Origin of the sequence: Porphyromonas somerae DSM 23386 (genome assembly GCF_000372405.1) — a bacterium.
Taxonomy (GTDB): Bacteria; Bacteroidota; Bacteroidia; order Bacteroidales; family Porphyromonadaceae; genus Porphyromonas_A; species Porphyromonas_A somerae.
In genome coordinates this window covers 1-16,981 of record NZ_AQVC01000049.1, presented here as the reverse complement: position 1 = coordinate 16,981, position 16,981 = coordinate 1, and the positions used below count along the sequence as shown (strand labels likewise).

The following is a 16,981-nucleotide window of genomic DNA, read 5'->3' as shown; positions in this document are numbered from 1 at the left end:
CCCGAACGACCTGTGTGCAAGAGCATATTCACCACCTGCTTGACCCCGGCTGAGGGGTCAGACCTAGAGATAGGGTTGTCCGACCCCTCGGCCGGGGTCGCAAGGGTGTGTGGTACCTCTTTATACACAGGTCTTCGGCACTGCGTGCCTTGACCTGTGCCTATTTAGCACGGACCTCTGCCGAGGTCCTTACTTATAGACGCCCTGTTAAAAAGTATACGGTAAGAACTTTCTAATGCGTAACCCCTGCCCCACAGATATAGAGCTAGCGCATTAGTAAGATACTACCGTGTGGTATTCATCGAAATACCAATAGGGGCAAGGACCTCGGAGGTCCGATTATGAAGTAACCCCATTCAAGGCTTGCGGAACCGATGAATAAAGGTAAATAAGACGATCAAAACCCAAGCTCCTTGCGGTTCGGACAGCCTATTCCAAGATTGTTTTGATGTATTATTATATGTGAAAATGGATGGGAAAATAGGTCACTAATATCGGTTTCGTAACGGCCTGAAAACCAGTGTCATATATGAGTGTTGGTTTAGTTGCAACTAACCGATCGCTTAGTTGCAACTCGCCGATTGCTTAGTTGCAACTCGTCAAATGCTTAGTTGCAACTAAACTTTTGCCCTCTTACGCCACCCACTTTTTATAGGTCTATAATAAGTATATGAGTAGTCCCACACTCCTTTTGGATGAACAGTTCTAGTCTTAGAATAGCCTTTGGTAGGCTCCCCATAATATACTAATATACTAATGTGTGAATGGTTGTTCGGGTATTGGTAAAAGGGTATAAAGAGAGCGGTTCATTCGCTTATTACTTAATTCCCGATGCGACGGTTCTGTAAAAAGGGGGTTGCAAGGGGTGAGAGTATGGAAATCTTTTGCTACCTTTGTACCTAGCGATGGGGTGGTTGCCTCCACGCGGTGTGTTTTTGGCCCAGTAGCTCAGCTGAATAGAGCGTCAGATTCCGGTTCTGAAGGTCGGGGGTTTGAATCCCTTCTGGGTCACGATGGGGCTACTGATGTAGCTCAGACAAAACGAACAGAACTTACAAACTTACAATATTCGAAGTATATGAAGGGGATTACCTATCTTGGGATTTTGGTAGAGGTGATTGGCGCCGCTATATTGATTTATCTAGGCTTTGCTGGCACAGGGCAGACCAATACTGGTTTGGTGATAGGTCTTGTACTGGTGCTTGTGGGCTTTTTGCTTCACATCTTCCTCGATAAAAAGTACAATTCTCTCCCCGAAGAGAATCAGTAATCATCACTTCTCAGAGCTGGAGGAGTGTAGGATGACAACCTAGAGGTGATGCAATCCCTGGGTGGTCGTCCTATCTGTGCACTATTCTAAGCTAGTAGGGAGGTAACTTAAGAGAGCGACGAGATGAAGGGTGGCTACTTTACCGAGCGTCCGCTGGTGGTGGTTGGTGCCACGGGGCGGCTATCTAGTGAATTGGTCTTCTATGCTCTGCTACAGCGTTTCAGTCGTCGACTGGTGCTTTGTGGCGGGAGCGAGGAGCGGCTTCAGGGGCTTAAGGACGAGATAGAGGAGTCGGGCTTCGGAGAAATTGAGATTCATACCACCCTCTCGATGGAGGAGGCGGTATCGGAGGGGGGATATCTGCTCTTTGCCAAGAGTGTGCAGAGTAGTCCTACCACTCGCGAGGCGATGCTATTGAGCAATGCTCCCTTTGCAGTGGAGTGTGGGCGTGCACTCTCCGCTGTGAGGGACAAAGTGGAGCGGGTGGTCTGCGTGAGCAATCCCTCCGACCTGATGGGGCTCACTCTGCTGGTGCATAGTGGATTGTCGCCCGAACGGATAATGAGCCTTTCGTCGCTAGATACCGAGCGCTTCCGAAGGACGTTGGTGCGTCGGTTGGGGGTACCGCCTAGGGTACTTAGCGATGTCTACAGCTTGGGAAGCCACGATGGGGCAATGGCACCGATGCTTGACAGAGTTCGGGTGAATGGTACTTCGCTGAGCGAGATGGGCATCAGCAGTGAGGATGAGGTGGAGCTGGTGCGTGCGGTGCGGTATGGTGGCATCTCTATCTACAAGCAGAGAGGTCAGACTGCCTATCAAAGCCCAGCGGTGCATGTATTGCGGATGCTGATGGCCACGGACCGTGAGCCTTTTGAGCTCCCTACGGCTAGGTATCATCACTCCCGTCGGTATCCTCATACCTTTGGTTCGCTTCTCACCAAGATAGATAGCCAAGGGTGCCACCATCTGCCCACGAAGCTCACAGCTCGCGATGGGGCGGCACTGGATGGGGCATTTGCTTCGATTGAAAGGATGAGGCAACAATTGATAAAGGGTGGGTATCTGCCCGACCCTAGTGAGTGGGGGTGTCTCCTCCAGAGGGAAGAGGAGTTGGTGGAAATGATATAATATGATACAATATATAAAGGGAGAAGATGCAAAAGATATATAGCTCGAGAGAGATCGCGGAGATGGAGGCAGAGCTGGTGGCAGAGCGTACTGATTGGGAGGATGCCTCGGAGCTGATGGCGCACAAGGGAATTGCGGTATGCAACCGCCTGAAGCAGGACTTCTATGCTGCTCGCCGTGCGGTGATCTTTGCTGGGCCCAACGAAAAGGGGGCTTTGGCGATCAGGGTAGGCACCTCGCTAGTGGGCATGCAGTATGATGTAGAGGTATTGCTCCTGAATCCTAAAGGTACTTTGTCCGACGAAGTGGCCCATGAACGTGATGCCTTTATGGAAGTTTCATCGCACCTCACCGAGGTGACGACCAATGCTTTTGCCCTCCCAGAGCTGGCTCCCCAAGACCTTCTGATTGATGGAATACAGGGGCGGGAGCTGATGCCTTCGCTCAATAATGTGACGAAGTACCTCAATCAGATAAAGGCGATCAAGGTGGCACTGGAGATCCCCTCTGGTATGAGTGAAGAAGTGGAGGGGCCTATTGACTATACCAAGATATTAAAGGCCGACGTCACCTACACCTTTTATAGTCCTAAGCTGTTACTCCTTTTGCCCGAAAATGAGCCTTATGTGGGTCAGTGGCGGGTGCTTTATCCTAGTTTTTATAGTGCCAAAAGTACGTCCAATGCCCCCTATATGTACTTCGGAACGCAGGAGATGGAGCAGGTGCTACCCTTGCGTAAGCGCTTCTCCAATAAGTATGACTATGGCAAGGATCTACTCATAGCAGGCGCTAAGGGGATGATGGGGGCTGCGGTGCTGGCTGGTAGAGCAGCGATGGCTTCGGGAGCGGGGCATCTGACGGTGCATGTGCCTTCGGGTCAGGCTACTATTTTGCATACCTCTCTGCCTGAGGCATTGGTGCGTGAAGACGGATCGGAGGAGAGCTTCTCCTCCACCAGTTATTCGCTCACCGACTATACCACGATTGCCGTGGGACCAGGCCTTGGACGAAGTACAGAGAGCTTGCTAGGGCTAGAGCAACTCTTGGGTGGTTACACGCAGCCGATGGTGCTGGATGCCGATGCCCTATATCTCTTGGCTCAGGAGGAGGGACGCCTCTTGGGGATGGTGCCAAAGGGCTCTATCCTCACCCCTCATGTGGGGGAGTTTGATCGTCTCTTTGGTCCTTCCCGAAATAGCTACGAGCGACTAGAGTTGGCACGGCGTGAGGCGGCTCGCTTGGGCATCTATATTTTGCTCAAAGGTGCCTATACGGCTACTGCCACGCCGATGGGTCAGGTGGTCTTTACGATGTCGGGCAATCCAGGGTTGGCAACTGCTGGCACTGGCGATGTGCTAACGGGTATTATCCTTGCACTATTGGGACAAAAGGTGCATCAGCTAGAGGCGTGTGTGGCAGGAGCCTTTATCCATGGGTTTGCTGCAGAGAGCTATAGCAGCGACTACTGCGAGCTTTCGCTTACAGCGGGTCGACTGATAGAGTACTTGCCGATGGCCTTTAAGCGCTTTACGAGCAATAGCTCCAATGCGCTTTTTAGGTGACTAGTGGTGAGGTAGGGTCGATTATTCAAGTCATTTTATTATCTTTGTGAGAGTTTAGGACTTGTATGGACGCTATTTTGTGGTAACGCTGTGGTGAGACGTAAGGGCACTCCCTATATACTCATTATCTTTGTGGGGTATCTCCTCTTCTCTCTGCTCCTCTCTCAAGGTGCAAAAGCAGGGAGGAGTAGGGCGGATATTGATGCCCTAGCACGTTATTTACAGTCAAGGGATACGCTGAATATTCGTGATAGCCTTGCAGTAGATAGCTTGGTGGTGGATAGCCTTGCAGTAGATTCACTGCCAGCCGATTCTCTCTCTACCGACTCCACACTCCTCAGTCAGCTCAAGGCACCTCTCGACTTTGAGAGCCAAGACTCTATTGTGATCTTACCGAAGCGCAACTTGCTCCGGATGTACGGCAATGGTCAGGTGAAGTACGAAAGTCAGCAGTTGCAGGGTGACTTCATGCAGATGCAGATCGATAGCGGTAATATCTACTCTACCTATATCGACTATCCCGACTCGCTCAATAGAGAGCGTATCTATGCCAAGATTACTAATGAGCAAGAGACCTATGAAGCAAAAAGCATCAACTATAATATCAATACGCAACAAGGCTATATCACCGATGTGGTGACGCAGCAGGGCGATGGCTTTGTGACGGCGGATAAGACGAAGCGGATTGGCAATGGTACGCTCAATCTGATGGATGGAAAGTACACCACCTGTGACAATCATGAGCATCCACACTTCTATATCAGTCTGACTAAGGCAAAGGTGCGCCCTGGAAAGGATTTGGTTTCGGGTCCTCTTTATCTGGTGATCGCCGATGTACCACTGCCTATTGGCTTGCCCTTTGCTTTCTTCCCTTTTACCACCTCCCGCTCTTCGGGCCTAATAATGCCTACTTATGGCGATGAGATGGATCGTGGCTTTTACCTACGCAATGGCGGGTATTACTTTGCGATCAATGATTATGTAGACCTTCAGCTGACGGGAGATATCTACACCAAGGGGTCGTGGGGGGTGCAGGCACAATCGACCTACCGCAAGCGGTATCGGTATAGCGGAAGTATCAATGCGAGCTACATTGTGACCAAGCGAGGGGATAAGATCGCAGGCGACTACAGTAAGTCGAGTGACTTCCGCATTCAGTGGAGCCACCAGCAGGATGCTAAGGCCAATCCATATCGAAGCTTCTCGGCCAATGTCAATTTCTCTACCAGTTCGTACAATCACAATAACCTTGATGGGCTCTACAATCAAGCGGTGTTGGGAGAGAATACCAAGAGCTCTAGCATCAGTTTCAACCAACGCTTCCCCAATAGCCCATGGAGTATATCGGGCTCTATGGATATCAACCAAAGGTCGCGCGATAAGACGCTCTCGGTGACGCTCCCCAACCTCTCTATCACGATGAGCCGTATCTACCCATTTAAGCGTAAGCAGCAGGTGGGTAAGGAACGGTGGTATGAAAAGATTTCGCTCTCTTACTCGGGGCAGTTGCGTAACTCGGTGCAGTCGAAGGAGGATGAGTTCTTTAAGAAAAACCTGATTCGGGACTGGCAAAATGGTATGAGCCACTCTATCCCTGTGAGTGCCTCCTTTGACCTATTCAATTATATCAAGGTGACCCCCTCCCTAAATTATACGGAGCGGTGGTACTCCTCGAGGGTTGCCCACGCCTACGACCCAGCTCTCAATAAGGTGGTGCCCACAGATACCACTTATGGCTTTAATAGGGTATTTGACTTTAGTGCTTCACTAGCTCTCTCCACCACGGTATATGGCTTTTGGAAGCCACTGCCATTTCTAGGTGACAAGGTGGATATGATTCGACACCGTATGGAGCCCTCGATTTCTATTAACTACCGCCCCGACTTTGGCGATCCTAGATGGGGCTATTGGGAGCATCTCCGATACATCACGCCCGACGGACGGAAGGAGGAGCGGTTTGTATCCCCATATGAGGGGCAGCTCTTTGGCGTGCCGGGGCGAGGTAAGAGTGGAAGCATAGGGCTGTCACTTGCCAATAACTTGGAGGCGAAAATCAAAAAGGACTCTACGGAGTTCAAAAAGATCAGTCTGATCGAGTCGCTAAACCTCTCCACAAGCTACAATCTAGCGGCCGACTCCTTTCAATGGAGCGACCTATCGGCTTCTATCTCTCTGAGGCTATCACAGAGTTTTACCCTCCGACTAGGGGGCGCTTTTGACCTTTATCTGTGGGATTATCACGAGCATGATGGTCGAATTATCCCCTACCGAGTGGATAAGCTGAGGGTGCTCAATGGTAAGGGAATAGGGCACTTTAAGGGAACGAGTACCTCTTTCTCCTACACCTTTAATCGGGAGACGATCAAAAAGATTACCAATCTCTTCTCAAAGAAAAAGACAGAGAATGATGGTGATGATGATGGTTCGTCCAACGACCCTCCTGACCAGCCCCCTACTTCGCCTAGAGGAGAGGAAGGCGGTGGCTCTCTTATGGGCGGCAAAAGTGGCTCGCAAGAGGAGTTTGACTACAATGGCTACCTCAAGAATCGGATGGATTGGAGCCTGAGCTTCAATTACAACCTTTCGCTCGGGACGGGAGAGTTTATCCCTGCCAAGAAAGAGTTTGGATATCAATGGAGGCACGACTTGAGCTTCAGCGGTCAGTTTTCACCGACCCGCAATTGGCGATTCAACTTCTCCGCTAACTACAACTTCGATGAGAAGCGGATCACCAATATGACCTGCAATGTCACTCGAGACCTACACTGCTGGAGTATGTCGGCAAGCTTCATCCCTATTGGACCATTTAAGTCGTACAACTTTACGATAGGTGTCAATAGCCAGTTGCTGCATGACCTTCGCTACCGCAAGAGTAGCCAACCCAATTATAGAGCCACATCACAGTGGTATTAACCTTATATAATTAAAGATACATTATGGCACAAAACAAAGAAAAACTATTGTTCCTATTTCACCCTAGCGTGGCGAGAGGATTTGAAGCATTGGAGGAGCAGGTGGAGGTGGTAACTTTACCCAAGGGGGAGAAGTTTGACCCAAAGCACTTGGAGGGGCTACCTAAAGATGCTACAATCTTGGGAAGTGAATTTACCATTCCCGTGACTAAGGAGGTGATTGACTATTTCCCCAACTTGAAGCTGATCGCCAATTACGCTGTGGGCTTTAATAATATCGATGTGGCGTATGCCAATAGCAAAGGAATCACCGTGTGCAATACCCCGCAGGCAGTGATACAGCCAACGGCAGAGTTGGCGGTGGCCTTGCTCTTGGGACTCACCCGAAGGATTGCGATTTGGGACCACACCATGCGTCGCCAGCGCTCTAGTGCTAAGGGTTCGCTTAGTGATGGTATGGGCACAGATATCTATCGTAAAAAGGTGGGCATCGTGGGCTACGGCAATATCGGCCGTGCCGTTGGACGTATCCTCAAGGCAATGGGTGCGGAGATTTTCTACTACAAACGCCACAAGCTCTCTGATGAAGAGGCTCAAAAGGAAGGCGTGACCTACGCACCACTTGACCAACTATTGCGGGAGTGCGATATCATCTCTCTGCATACCCCTTACAATGAAGATTCGCACCATCTGATTAATGAGAAGAGCCTTGGGACAATGAAGCCTTCTGCCATCCTCGTCAATACCGCCCGTGGAAAGGTGGTAGACGAAGCAGCACTTGTGTCGGCACTCAAGAATGGTACCATCGCAGGTGCGGCGCTCGATGTCTTTGAGCACGACGATAATCCGCTCGATGAGCTATACGATATGGAGAATGTGGTGATGACCCCACACGTGGGTACCCAGACCGTTGAGGCACGTGTGGCAATGGCCGAGGAGTTTACCAATAATGTTCTTGGCTTCTTGCTCCAAGACCGACCCATTGCTATTGTACGGATATAATTTGTGAGAGGCTCTGCTCTCTTGGTTGCATCTTATGAATGGCTGGCTAACGATCGGACTCCTTGTAGTCTCTAATATCTTTATGACTTTTGCATGGTATGGGCATCTGAAGCTACAGCAGATGAAGGTGCTCTCCGATGCTACACCGCTCTACGTGGTGATACTCCTCAGTTGGGGCTTGGCGCTATTCGAGTATATGTTTCAGGTGCCAGCCAATCGTATGGGCTATGTGGGGAATGGCGGAGCTTTCTCTTTGATGCAGCTCAAAGTGATTCAAGAGGTCATATCCATCACTGTCTTTACCCTCTTCTCGGTGCTTTTCTTTAGAGGGGAGAGCCTGCAGTGGAATCATCTTGCAGCCTTTATTTGCCTAATCCTAGCGGTCTATTTTGTATTTAAGTAACCGCAATTGTGTACATTTGCAGAACAGAATAACTATATTTCTAATAACAACAATAGAGAAATGAAAAAGGAAACTATTATGACTTTTGCACTCGCCTCCATGGTACTTGGCTTAGGCTCTTGCAGCGATAAGCAGAGCAAGGAAGAGAGCACCGAGAGCGTCCCAGCAATTGATCTCACCGCCCTAGACACTACGATCAAACCTTCAGAGGACTTCTACAAGTATGTCAATGGCAACTGGATCAAAAACCACCCACTGCCAGCTGGCTATGCCCGCTTTGGTAGCTTTGATCAACTGCGTATCAATGCCCTTGCCGATACCAAGGAGATCCTTGAGGAGATGAATGAGGGGGCTACCGCAGGAAGTGATGAGGAGAAGGCGTATAAGCTCTATGAGATGAGCTTAGATACTCTGAAACTTGATAAAGATGGTGCCAATCCAGTGCTCCCATATCTTGGTGAGGTGGATGCCATAACGACTAAGGATGAGTTGGTAGATTACCTCTCTAAGAGTGGTAACTATGGCGACTCTCACTTCTTTGTTACCTATATAATGGCCGATGAGAAGGATAGCAAGAACAACCTGCTTCAGCTCTTCCAGCCTAGCCTAATCATGGGTGTGCCTGATTACTATGGCGAGCAGGCTGACTTTGCTAAGCAACAGGCCGACTACCGCACTTATATAGCTAAGCTATTCACGCTTACTGGTACCGATGAGGCGGAGGCGACTGCTTTGGCTGAGGAGGTTTATAATACTGAGAAGAGCCTCTCTAAGATTGTCTACACCATGCTGGAGAGGAGAGATTCGCAGAGAAACTATAATAAGATGAGTATGGAGGAGTTCTACAAGAGCTTCAAATTTCCATACCAACGTTATTTCGAGGGTCGTACCGGTTTGGCCGAGGCCAAGGAGCTCAATGTGGCTCAGAAGGATTACTTCCACCGCTTTGATAAGTGGTTTGAGACCACTTCGCTCGACGCAATGAAGCACCTCATTAAGGCTCGTATCCTAGATGATGCTGCCAATTACCTAAGCAAAGACTTCCGCGATGCTTCCTTCGCTTTCCATAGCACTTCCATGACTGGTGTCATCGAGCAAAAGCCTCTTTGGCAGACCGCTGTGGCACGTGTCAATAGCTGCATGGGCGATGTGATTGGTCAGAAATATGTGGCTAAGCACTTCCCAGCTGAGGCAAAGGAGCGGATGACTCAATTGGTGGACAACCTTATCTTAGCTCTAGGTAAGCGTATCGATAACCTTGCTTGGATGAGCGAGGATACTAAGGCGAAGGCGCACGAGAAGCTCAATACCTTTATCGTAAAGGTGGGCTATCCTGATAAGTGGTGGACTTATGAAAACCTTGAGCTGGTAGAGAACTCCCTTTATGACTATATGAGGGCTATCTCACTCTTTGAAGTCAATCGTAACCTTGAGGATCTTGGTAAGCCAGTAGATGTGAATCGCTGGTTGATGAATGCTCACGAGGTGAATGCTTACTACAATCCTACCACTAATGAGATCTGCTTCCCAGCAGGTATCCTGCAGCCTCCATTCTTCAATCTCAATGCCGATGACGCGGTTAACTATGGTGGTATCGGTGTGGTGATTGGTCACGAGATGACTCACGGATTCGACGACCAAGGTAGTCAGTACGATGCCAATGGTAATATGATCAATTGGTGGACTGAGGAGGATGCTAAGACCTTTAAGGAAGCTACTGAGAAGCTAGCAGCACAGTTCGATAAGGTACAGATCCGTGAGGGTCTTATGGCCGATGGTCACCTTACTCTAGGCGAGAATATTGCCGACCAAGGTGGTGTGCTAGTGGCCTTTGATGCTCTACAAGAGGCAACAAAGGGTCAGGAGTATCCTGTTATTGACAACTTCACCATGGCTCAGAGATTCTTTATCGGTTATGCACGTCTTTGGGGACAAAATATCACTCCTGAGGAGGAGGTGCGCCTCACCAAGGTAGATGTTCATAGCTTGGGTATGCTAAGAGTTAATCAAACACTTAAGAATATCCCTGCTTTCTACGAGGCCTTTGATATCAAGGAGGGTGATGCTATGTGGATGGCACCTGAGGAGCGTGTGATTGTTTGGTAAACGACTTTTGTAAGTCATCTTAATCAATTGATGGGGTGTGTCGGAGCTTTGGTTCCAACACACCCCATCTCTTTTTAAGCTCTTCTCTTTTGCAAGGTTGGGTCAGTCATAAGGAGACTGTTGCACGAAGGCGATCTGCGGCGTTGCTTTCGGGATTCGGGCTCGGTCACGTACGTGAGTACGCTCCCAGTGCCCTCACCCTCAGCGCCTTGTATCTCATCCTTCGTTCAAAGTCTCAGCACATTTGATTCAAATGTGCGAGAATGGCACTTCGTGCAACATTCTCATAAGGAGAGCAAAAACTGAGTTGCAACTAAGCATTTGCCGAGTTGCAACAAAGCAAATGCTTAGTTGCAACTAACCGATTGCTTAGTTGCAACTCGGAAAACGCCAAAATATATCCTTGGTTTTCAATGGTTTACAAGGGCGCTTTCAACAGCCTACATTTCACCCAAATTTAATGTGCAAAATGCTTTCTGAAACCTCTTTATGAAATGCACCCTCCATACGTTCGCTGGTGGGTCGGGCACTAATCATCGTAGTGCAACAGTCTTGAAAAATGGGTAAGTTTGCGATAGATTAAATGGGAGGAGTAGTTGGAGTGATATTTTGAAAGGATATATAGAGAATCAACTGGAGAATGGCTTGAGGGTCGCCTTGCTACCGACCCGGAGCAACGTGGTCTACTGTGGTTTTGCGATCCACTCGGGTAGTCGGCACGATCCTGAGCATCTCCCTGGGTTGGCTCACTTTGTGGAGCATACGATCTTTAAGGGCACTGAGCGTCGGCATGCGTGGCACATCATCAATCGTATGGAGTTGGTGGGCGGTGAGCTCAATGCCTACACCACTAAGGAGACCACATTTGTCTATACGGCGGCACCTAAAAAGGAGCTTCGTCGGAGTATGGAGCTTCTGAATGACTTGATTCGCCACGCCTCTTTCCCCGAGGTGGAGCTGGAGAAGGAGCGAGAAGTGGTGAAGGAGGAGATCAGCCTCTACCGAGACACCCCTTCGGATCTTATCTTTGATCATTTTGAGGAGAAGTTCTTTGAGGATTACGAGCTATCGCATCCCATTCTTGGTAATGAAGAGAGCCTAGATAGGATGAGCCGTGAAGACTGCTTGGAGTATGTGCGCAAGGCGTTTACCCCTAGTCGGATGCTCTTTTTCTGTATGGGCCAGGTGACGGAGTCGCGGTTTGCTGAGCTGACCAACCAATTGCTTGGAGAGCCTTTTGAAGAGGCTCCCACGGCATCGCCGATGGCGTCTCCTCGAGCTACCCAATTCAATCTCCTGCAAGAAAGCGATACCCACCAAGCCCACGTGCTGATAGGGGGTGTGGCACCCACTTTAGCCGATTTGGATCGGACCGAAGCGACACTACTTCTCAACCTATTGGCGGGGCCGGGAATGAATAGTCGGCTAGTGGTACAGCTGCGGGAGCATCGTGGCTGGGTCTATAGCGTGGAGTCGTCATTGACCACCATCCCTGATATCGGCTGGTGGCAGATTTACTTCGGTTGCGACCCTCTGAATGCCGAGAGAGCCCTTGAGCAGGTGCTTAAGGAGTTGGAAAAGCTTCAGGAAGTCCCTCTAACCCCCACCGCGCTACGTGCCTGGGTGAAGCAGATCAAAGGGCAGGCAACGATGTCCACGGAGCAGAGTGAGTCGCAGTTCCTAGCCTTTGGTCGTCAGCTCTTGCTGAAAGGTTGCTACCACCCCCTAGAGGAGTTTTTCCATCGCTTAGATGGGGTGACGATTGAGTCGCTGATGCGTGTGGCACAATCCTTATTTGCAAAAGATAATATTTCACGTCTCATCTACCAAGGTAAGTAGGTGGGCAATCTCCAATAAATTGAATGATGATGAATAGATTCTTGATACTTACGATGGCAGTGGTAGGGCTGGTACTCTCCGCTTCCTCTTGTGATAAAAGTGGTAAAAAAAGTGGGCAATCTGAGCAGACTAAGGTGGCGAGAGAGTTGCCCCCTTCTCCTTTTGTTGCTGAAAAGGCGTATGCTCATATTGCGCAGCAGCTGGCTTTTGGCCCTCGTGTGCCGAACACCGAAGCCCATAGGGCTACCGCCAATTACATTGTCGGAGAACTTGAGCAACTGGGGCTGGAGGTGACGCGACAGGAGATGTCGCTTACTGCCTACGATGGCACCAAGTTGGAGTGCGTCAATATCATCGGCTCGTACCACCCCGAGCGCGAGCGGAGAATTATGCTTTTTGCCCACTGGGATACCCGTCCTTTTGCCGATAACGACCCCAATCCTATGATGCGTGAGGTGCCTATCTTGGGCGCTGATGATGGGGCCAGTGGTCCTGGCGTGATGCTGGAGTTGGCACGTCTACTTGCCACTGAGGGACTGGAGAATTACGGGATCGACCTGATGTTTTTCGATGCTGAGGACTACGGTTTGCCTGCATGGGAAACGCAGTATCAGGTCAATTCGGAAGATACATGGGCTCTAGGTACTCAGTATTGGACTAAAAACCTACATAAGGAGGGGTATAAAGCAGAGTTCGGAATTCTCCTCGATATGGTTGGGGCTAAGAATGCGATCTTTAAGCGGGAGTACTTCTCACAAGAGTCGGCCGGTCAGTTCGTTACTAAGATATGGGAGGTGGCTGAGGAGCTCGGTCACGGCGCCTATTTTCAGAATAAGATGGGTGGTGCGATTACCGACGACCACTACTTTGTGATTCGCAACCTCCGCATTCCTTGTGTCGATATCATCAATTACGATGAGGAGTTTGGCGATTATTGGCATACTCACAACGACAATCTGGATATCATCAGTAAGGAGACGCTACAAGCGGTAGGGGAGACTGTTTGGCAGGTATTAATGGATTACGACCACAACGCACAATAGGAGATGAGAATATCTATCTACCAAGTATTGCCACGACTTTATGGCAATCTCAATGCTACCAATCAAAAAGCGGGTACCCTTGAGACCAATGGTTCGGGAAAGTTTGAGGACTTTACCCCTGAGCGTCTGCAAGAGATAAAAGAGCTCGGTTGTACACATATATGGTACACCGGAGTGCTTGAGCATGCTACCAAAAGTACTTTCGGTGCCAAGATACCAGCCAACCACCCAGCGATTGTGAAGGGGGAGGCCGGCTCACCCTATGCTATCTGCGACTACTACGATGTGGCACCAGCCCTTGCAGTGGAGGTGGAGCATCGTATGGAGGAGTTTGAAGCTCTGATTGAGCGAACTCACGCTGCGGGGCTAAAGGTGATCATTGACTTTGTCCCCAACCATCTATCTCGGGAATATGCCTCCGATGCCAAGCCTAGTTACGTAAAGGATTTTGGCGAGGAGGATGATACCTCAGTGCCCTTTGCCCCAAATAATAATTTCTACTATCTGCCTCAGGAGACGTTGACCCTAGTGAGTGGCGATGAGGTTTATACCGAAATACCAGCCAAGGCGACAGGTAACGACCAGTTTACTAGCCACCCTACACCCAATGATTGGTACGAGACGATCAAACTCAATTATGGTATTGACCTGGCAGGAGATTGGAATACCCATTATGATCCTGTGCCCGATACCTGGAATAAGATGCTCGATATCCTTAATTATTGGGCAGCGAAAGGGGTGGATGGCTTTAGGTGCGATATGGCGGAGCTAGTGCCGGTGCCCTTTTGGCAATGGTGTATTCAAAAGCTCAAAACAGCCTATCCCGAGCTACTGATGATTGCCGAGGTATATCAGCCAGAGCGGTATGAGGAGTTTGTACTGGCTGGCTTTGATTACCTCTATGATAAGGTGGGGCTTTATGATCTCTTGATGGCTCTTCTCAAGGGACAGGCATCAACAAATGATATCGGTGGGCTATTGCAGTCTCAGGAGCGTGTGAAGCATCGACTTCTAAGGTTTATGGAAAATCACGACGAAGTGCGACTTGCTTCGGACTTTGTGGTGGGTGACGGCGAGAAAGCTTTCCCAGCTATGGCGGTGACCGCCCTAGTGGATGGCAATCCTTTGATGACCTATTTCGGTCAGGAGCTAGGGGAGCGGGGAATGGATGAGGAGGGCTTCTCGGGCAGAGATGGTCGTACAACTATCTTTGATTACTGGAGCCTCTCCACTATCCGTGAGTGGCTACTCAGCGAGGGCAAGATAAAATCTCCATTGAGAGCACGCTACCAATCGCTTCTAGAGCTGGCTCAAAGACCACTCTTTGCCAAGGGCACCTTTTATGACCTCAATTACTACCAACCCCATTCCGCCGATCGTGGGCTCTATGCCTTTATGCGTGCCTACGGAGAGGAGTCTGCATTGGTGGTGGTCAACTTTCACGGCGAACCACAGACGGTAGAAGTGGCTATCCCGCCTCATGCTTTTGAGGTACTTAGCCTATCTTCGGAGGTTGCTCGCGTAACTCAGTGGCCCGTTGATGGCGAGACTTTTGTGCGTCTTTTGCCCGATCAGCCTTACCTAATGGAGGTGCCAGCATACGGGGTGACGGTACACCTTTTCTCAAGCAATCGGAAATAATAAAGAAATAATTCCTAATTCTTTGCGGATAGTCACTTTATTTATTACCTTTGCTGTGTGAGTGAGACGTAGAACGTTATTTCCAATTAACCAATATATAAAAAATTTAGAAGCATGGCAAAAAAGATTGACTTAACCAAGTATGGTATCGCCGGAGCTACTGAGATTATTTATAATCCCACGTATGATCAACTGTTTGAAGAAGAGACGCGCCCTGACCTAGAAGGTTATGAAAAAGGACAAGTATCCGAGCTGGGTGCTGTGAATGTGATGACTGGTGTCTACACTGGTCGTAGCCCTAAGGATAAGTTTTTCGTCCTTGATGACACCTCTCGTGATACCGTTTGGTGGACTTCCGAGGAGTACAAAAACGATAATAAGCCAGTTAAGGAGGAACACTGGCCAATCATCAAGAAGATTGCTACCGATCAGCTCTCTAATAAACGCCTTTTTGTAGTGGATGCTTTTGTGGGTGCCAATGAGAATACTCGCCTCAAGCTACGCTTTGTGATGGAGGTGGCTTGGCAAGCTCACTTCGTGACCAATATGTTTATCCGTCCTACTAAGGAGGAGCTGGAGAACTTTGGTGAGCCCGATTTCCTTATCCTCAACGCTTCTAAGGCGAAGGTGGAGAACTACAAGGAGCTGGGACTGAATAGTGAGACCGCTGTGGTATTCAACCTTACCGAAAAGGTACAGGTAATCATCAATACCTGGTACGGTGGTGAGATGAAGAAGGGTATGTTCTCTTACATGAACTATCGACTTCCTCTCAAGGGCATGGCCTCTATGCACTGCTCTGCTAATACTAGTATGGATGGTAAGGAGACTGCTATCTTCTTCGGACTTTCTGGAACAGGTAAGACCACTCTCTCTACCGATCCTAAGCGTAAGCTAATCGGTGATGATGAGCACGGATGGGACGATGATGGTATCTTCAACTTTGAGGGCGGTTGCTATGCTAAGGTGATCAACCTAAGCAAGGAGAGCGAGCCAGATATCTACAATGCTATCCGTAGAGATGCTCTTTTGGAGAATGTAACGCTCGATAAGAATGGTAAGATTGACTTCGCTGATAAGTCGGTGACTGAGAATACTCGTGTCTCTTATCCTATCTATCACATCGAGAATATCGTGAAGCCTGTCTCTAAGGCAGGTCACGCCAATAAGGTGATCTTCCTATCGGCTGATGCCTTCGGAGTACTGCCTCCAGTATCTATCCTAACTCCAGAGCAGACTAAGTACTACTTCCTCAGCGGATTTACCGCTAAGCTAGCTGGTACAGAGCGTGGTATTACCGAGCCAACACCTACCTTCTCAGCTTGCTTCGGTGCTGCTTTCTTGTCACTGCATCCTACTAAGTATGCCGAGGAGCTAGTGAAGAAGATGGAGGCACACGGTGCTAAGGCTTATCTAGTGAATACTGGGTGGAATGGTACTGGCAAGCGTATCTCTATCAAAGATACTCGTGGTATCATTGATGCAATCCTCGATGGTTCTATCGATAAGGCAGAGACTAAGGAGATCCCATACTTCGGGTTCCGTGTACCTCTAGCACTTCCTGGCGTAGACCCAGCGATCCTCGATCCTCGTGATACCTATGCTAATCCTGCTGAGTGGGATGAGAAGGCTCAGGATCTATCTAAGCGCTTCATCAAGAACTTTGAGAAGTTCACTGGTAAGGCCGAGGGTAAGGCACTCATAGCTGCTGGTCCAAAGCTTTAATAGCTAAATACATTACATACTAAAAGAGTGGGTAGGTCAATCTTTGGCCTACCCACTCTTTTTAGTATGACGGGCATGTCATACATCTGTGGTGAAAGTCCACTCGGGGCGTAGTTGCCAACGAACCCCATAGCGACTTGCAAGTTTCAAGGGGTGACCCTTGGGAGAGAAGAAGCAATAGCGAATTCGTGGCCTGACGAACAGAAACCTAATACTAAGGCGTATCAAGCGGACAAGCTGGCTACAGGCAGTGAAGTTCCAAAAGGCAACCGTAACCTTGATGCGTAAATTAGGCAGGTAAACGATGAAAGATGTATGGCTTATCCCGTGAGGCCTCGGCAGTCCTA

12 protein-coding genes and 1 tRNA gene are annotated in these 16,981 nt (G+C 49.2%); 12 read left to right on the top strand and 1 reads right to left on the bottom strand.

What is annotated here, in order from left to right; translation table 11 throughout:
• The first annotated feature begins 937 nt into the window (after positions 1 to 937).
• From A3GK_RS0108855 to pckA, 12 genes are all read left to right on the top strand, one after another.
• Positions 938 to 1,011: transfer RNA gene (locus A3GK_RS0108855), tRNA-Arg, on the top strand.
• A gap of 67 nt (positions 1,012 to 1,078) precedes the next feature.
• Positions 1,079 to 1,270, top strand: coding sequence for a hypothetical protein (locus tag A3GK_RS0108850; protein ID WP_018029097.1), 192 nt, complete (start codon positions 1,079 to 1,081; stop codon positions 1,268 to 1,270).
• 123 nt (positions 1,271 to 1,393) lie between these two features.
• The gene (locus tag A3GK_RS0108845) at positions 1,394 to 2,401 is read left to right on the top strand and encodes a lactate/malate family dehydrogenase (protein WP_018029096.1); all 1,008 of its coding nucleotides are present in this window, start codon (positions 1,394 to 1,396) and stop codon (positions 2,399 to 2,401) included.
• A gap of 26 nt (positions 2,402 to 2,427) precedes the next feature.
• Positions 2,428 to 3,963, top strand: a complete 1,536-nt coding sequence (locus A3GK_RS0108840; RefSeq protein ID WP_018029095.1) for an NAD(P)H-hydrate dehydratase — start codon at positions 2,428 to 2,430, stop codon at positions 3,961 to 3,963.
• A 90-nt stretch (positions 3,964 to 4,053) separates the two neighbouring features.
• Positions 4,054 to 6,876, top strand: a complete 2,823-nt coding sequence (locus A3GK_RS0108835; RefSeq protein WP_018029094.1) for a putative LPS assembly protein LptD — start codon at positions 4,054 to 4,056, stop codon at positions 6,874 to 6,876.
• A 23-nt stretch (positions 6,877 to 6,899) separates the two neighbouring features.
• The gene (locus tag A3GK_RS0108830) at positions 6,900 to 7,877 is read left to right on the top strand and encodes an NAD(P)-dependent oxidoreductase (RefSeq protein ID WP_018029093.1); all 978 of its coding nucleotides are present in this window, start codon (positions 6,900 to 6,902) and stop codon (positions 7,875 to 7,877) included.
• A 34-nt stretch (positions 7,878 to 7,911) separates the two neighbouring features.
• The gene (locus A3GK_RS0108825) at positions 7,912 to 8,280 is read left to right on the top strand and encodes a DMT family protein (protein WP_018029092.1); all 369 of its coding nucleotides are present in this window, start codon (positions 7,912 to 7,914) and stop codon (positions 8,278 to 8,280) included.
• A 60-nt stretch (positions 8,281 to 8,340) separates the two neighbouring features.
• Positions 8,341 to 10,386 carry a M13 family metallopeptidase gene (locus A3GK_RS0108820; RefSeq protein ID WP_018029091.1) on the top strand — a complete coding sequence of 682 codons (2,046 nt, stop codon included), beginning with the start codon at positions 8,341 to 8,343 and terminating at the stop codon, positions 10,384 to 10,386.
• 609 nt (positions 10,387 to 10,995) lie between these two features.
• Positions 10,996 to 12,225 (top strand): M16 family metallopeptidase, encoded by a 1,230-nt coding sequence (locus A3GK_RS0108815; RefSeq protein ID WP_018029090.1) that lies wholly within the window; start codon positions 10,996 to 10,998, stop codon positions 12,223 to 12,225.
• Positions 12,226 to 12,248: 23 nt separating this feature from the next.
• Positions 12,249 to 13,268 carry a M28 family peptidase gene (locus A3GK_RS11460; RefSeq protein WP_018029089.1) on the top strand — a complete coding sequence of 340 codons (1,020 nt, stop codon included), beginning with the start codon at positions 12,249 to 12,251 and terminating at the stop codon, positions 13,266 to 13,268.
• A gap of 3 nt (positions 13,269 to 13,271) precedes the next feature.
• The gene (locus tag A3GK_RS11455) at positions 13,272 to 14,909 is read left to right on the top strand and encodes an alpha-amylase family glycosyl hydrolase (protein ID WP_018029088.1); all 1,638 of its coding nucleotides are present in this window, start codon (positions 13,272 to 13,274) and stop codon (positions 14,907 to 14,909) included.
• A gap of 114 nt (positions 14,910 to 15,023) precedes the next feature.
• Positions 15,024 to 16,634 carry a phosphoenolpyruvate carboxykinase (ATP) gene (gene pckA / locus A3GK_RS0108800; protein ID WP_018029087.1) on the top strand — a complete coding sequence of 537 codons (1,611 nt, stop codon included), beginning with the start codon at positions 15,024 to 15,026 and terminating at the stop codon, positions 16,632 to 16,634.
• A 78-nt stretch (positions 16,635 to 16,712) separates the two neighbouring features.
• Here the strand turns inward: pckA and A3GK_RS11620 are convergent.
• On the bottom strand, positions 16,713 to 16,981 hold a 269-nt coding region (locus A3GK_RS11620; protein WP_211205464.1), incomplete at its 5' end, for a hypothetical protein.

Bases quoted from the DNA above. Each gene is read 5' to 3' on its own strand.
- A3GK_RS0108850 (WP_018029097.1), top strand. From the start codon at position 1,079: ATGAAGGGGATTACCTATCTTGGGATTTTGGTAGAGGTGATTGGCGCC.
- A3GK_RS0108845 (WP_018029096.1), top strand. From the start codon at position 1,394: ATGAAGGGTGGCTACTTTACCGAGCGTCCGCTGGTGGTGGTTGGTGCC.
- A3GK_RS0108840 (WP_018029095.1), top strand. From the start codon at position 2,428: ATGCAAAAGATATATAGCTCGAGAGAGATCGCGGAGATGGAGGCAGAG.
- A3GK_RS0108830 (WP_018029093.1), top strand. From the start codon at position 6,900: ATGGCACAAAACAAAGAAAAACTATTGTTCCTATTTCACCCTAGCGTG.
- A3GK_RS0108825 (WP_018029092.1), top strand. From the start codon at position 7,912: ATGAATGGCTGGCTAACGATCGGACTCCTTGTAGTCTCTAATATCTTT.
- A3GK_RS0108820 (WP_018029091.1), top strand. From the start codon at position 8,341: ATGAAAAAGGAAACTATTATGACTTTTGCACTCGCCTCCATGGTACTT.
- A3GK_RS11460 (WP_018029089.1), top strand. From the start codon at position 12,249: ATGATGATGAATAGATTCTTGATACTTACGATGGCAGTGGTAGGGCTG.
- A3GK_RS11455 (WP_018029088.1), top strand. From the start codon at position 13,272: ATGAGAATATCTATCTACCAAGTATTGCCACGACTTTATGGCAATCTC.
- pckA (WP_018029087.1), top strand. From the start codon at position 15,024: ATGGCAAAAAAGATTGACTTAACCAAGTATGGTATCGCCGGAGCTACT.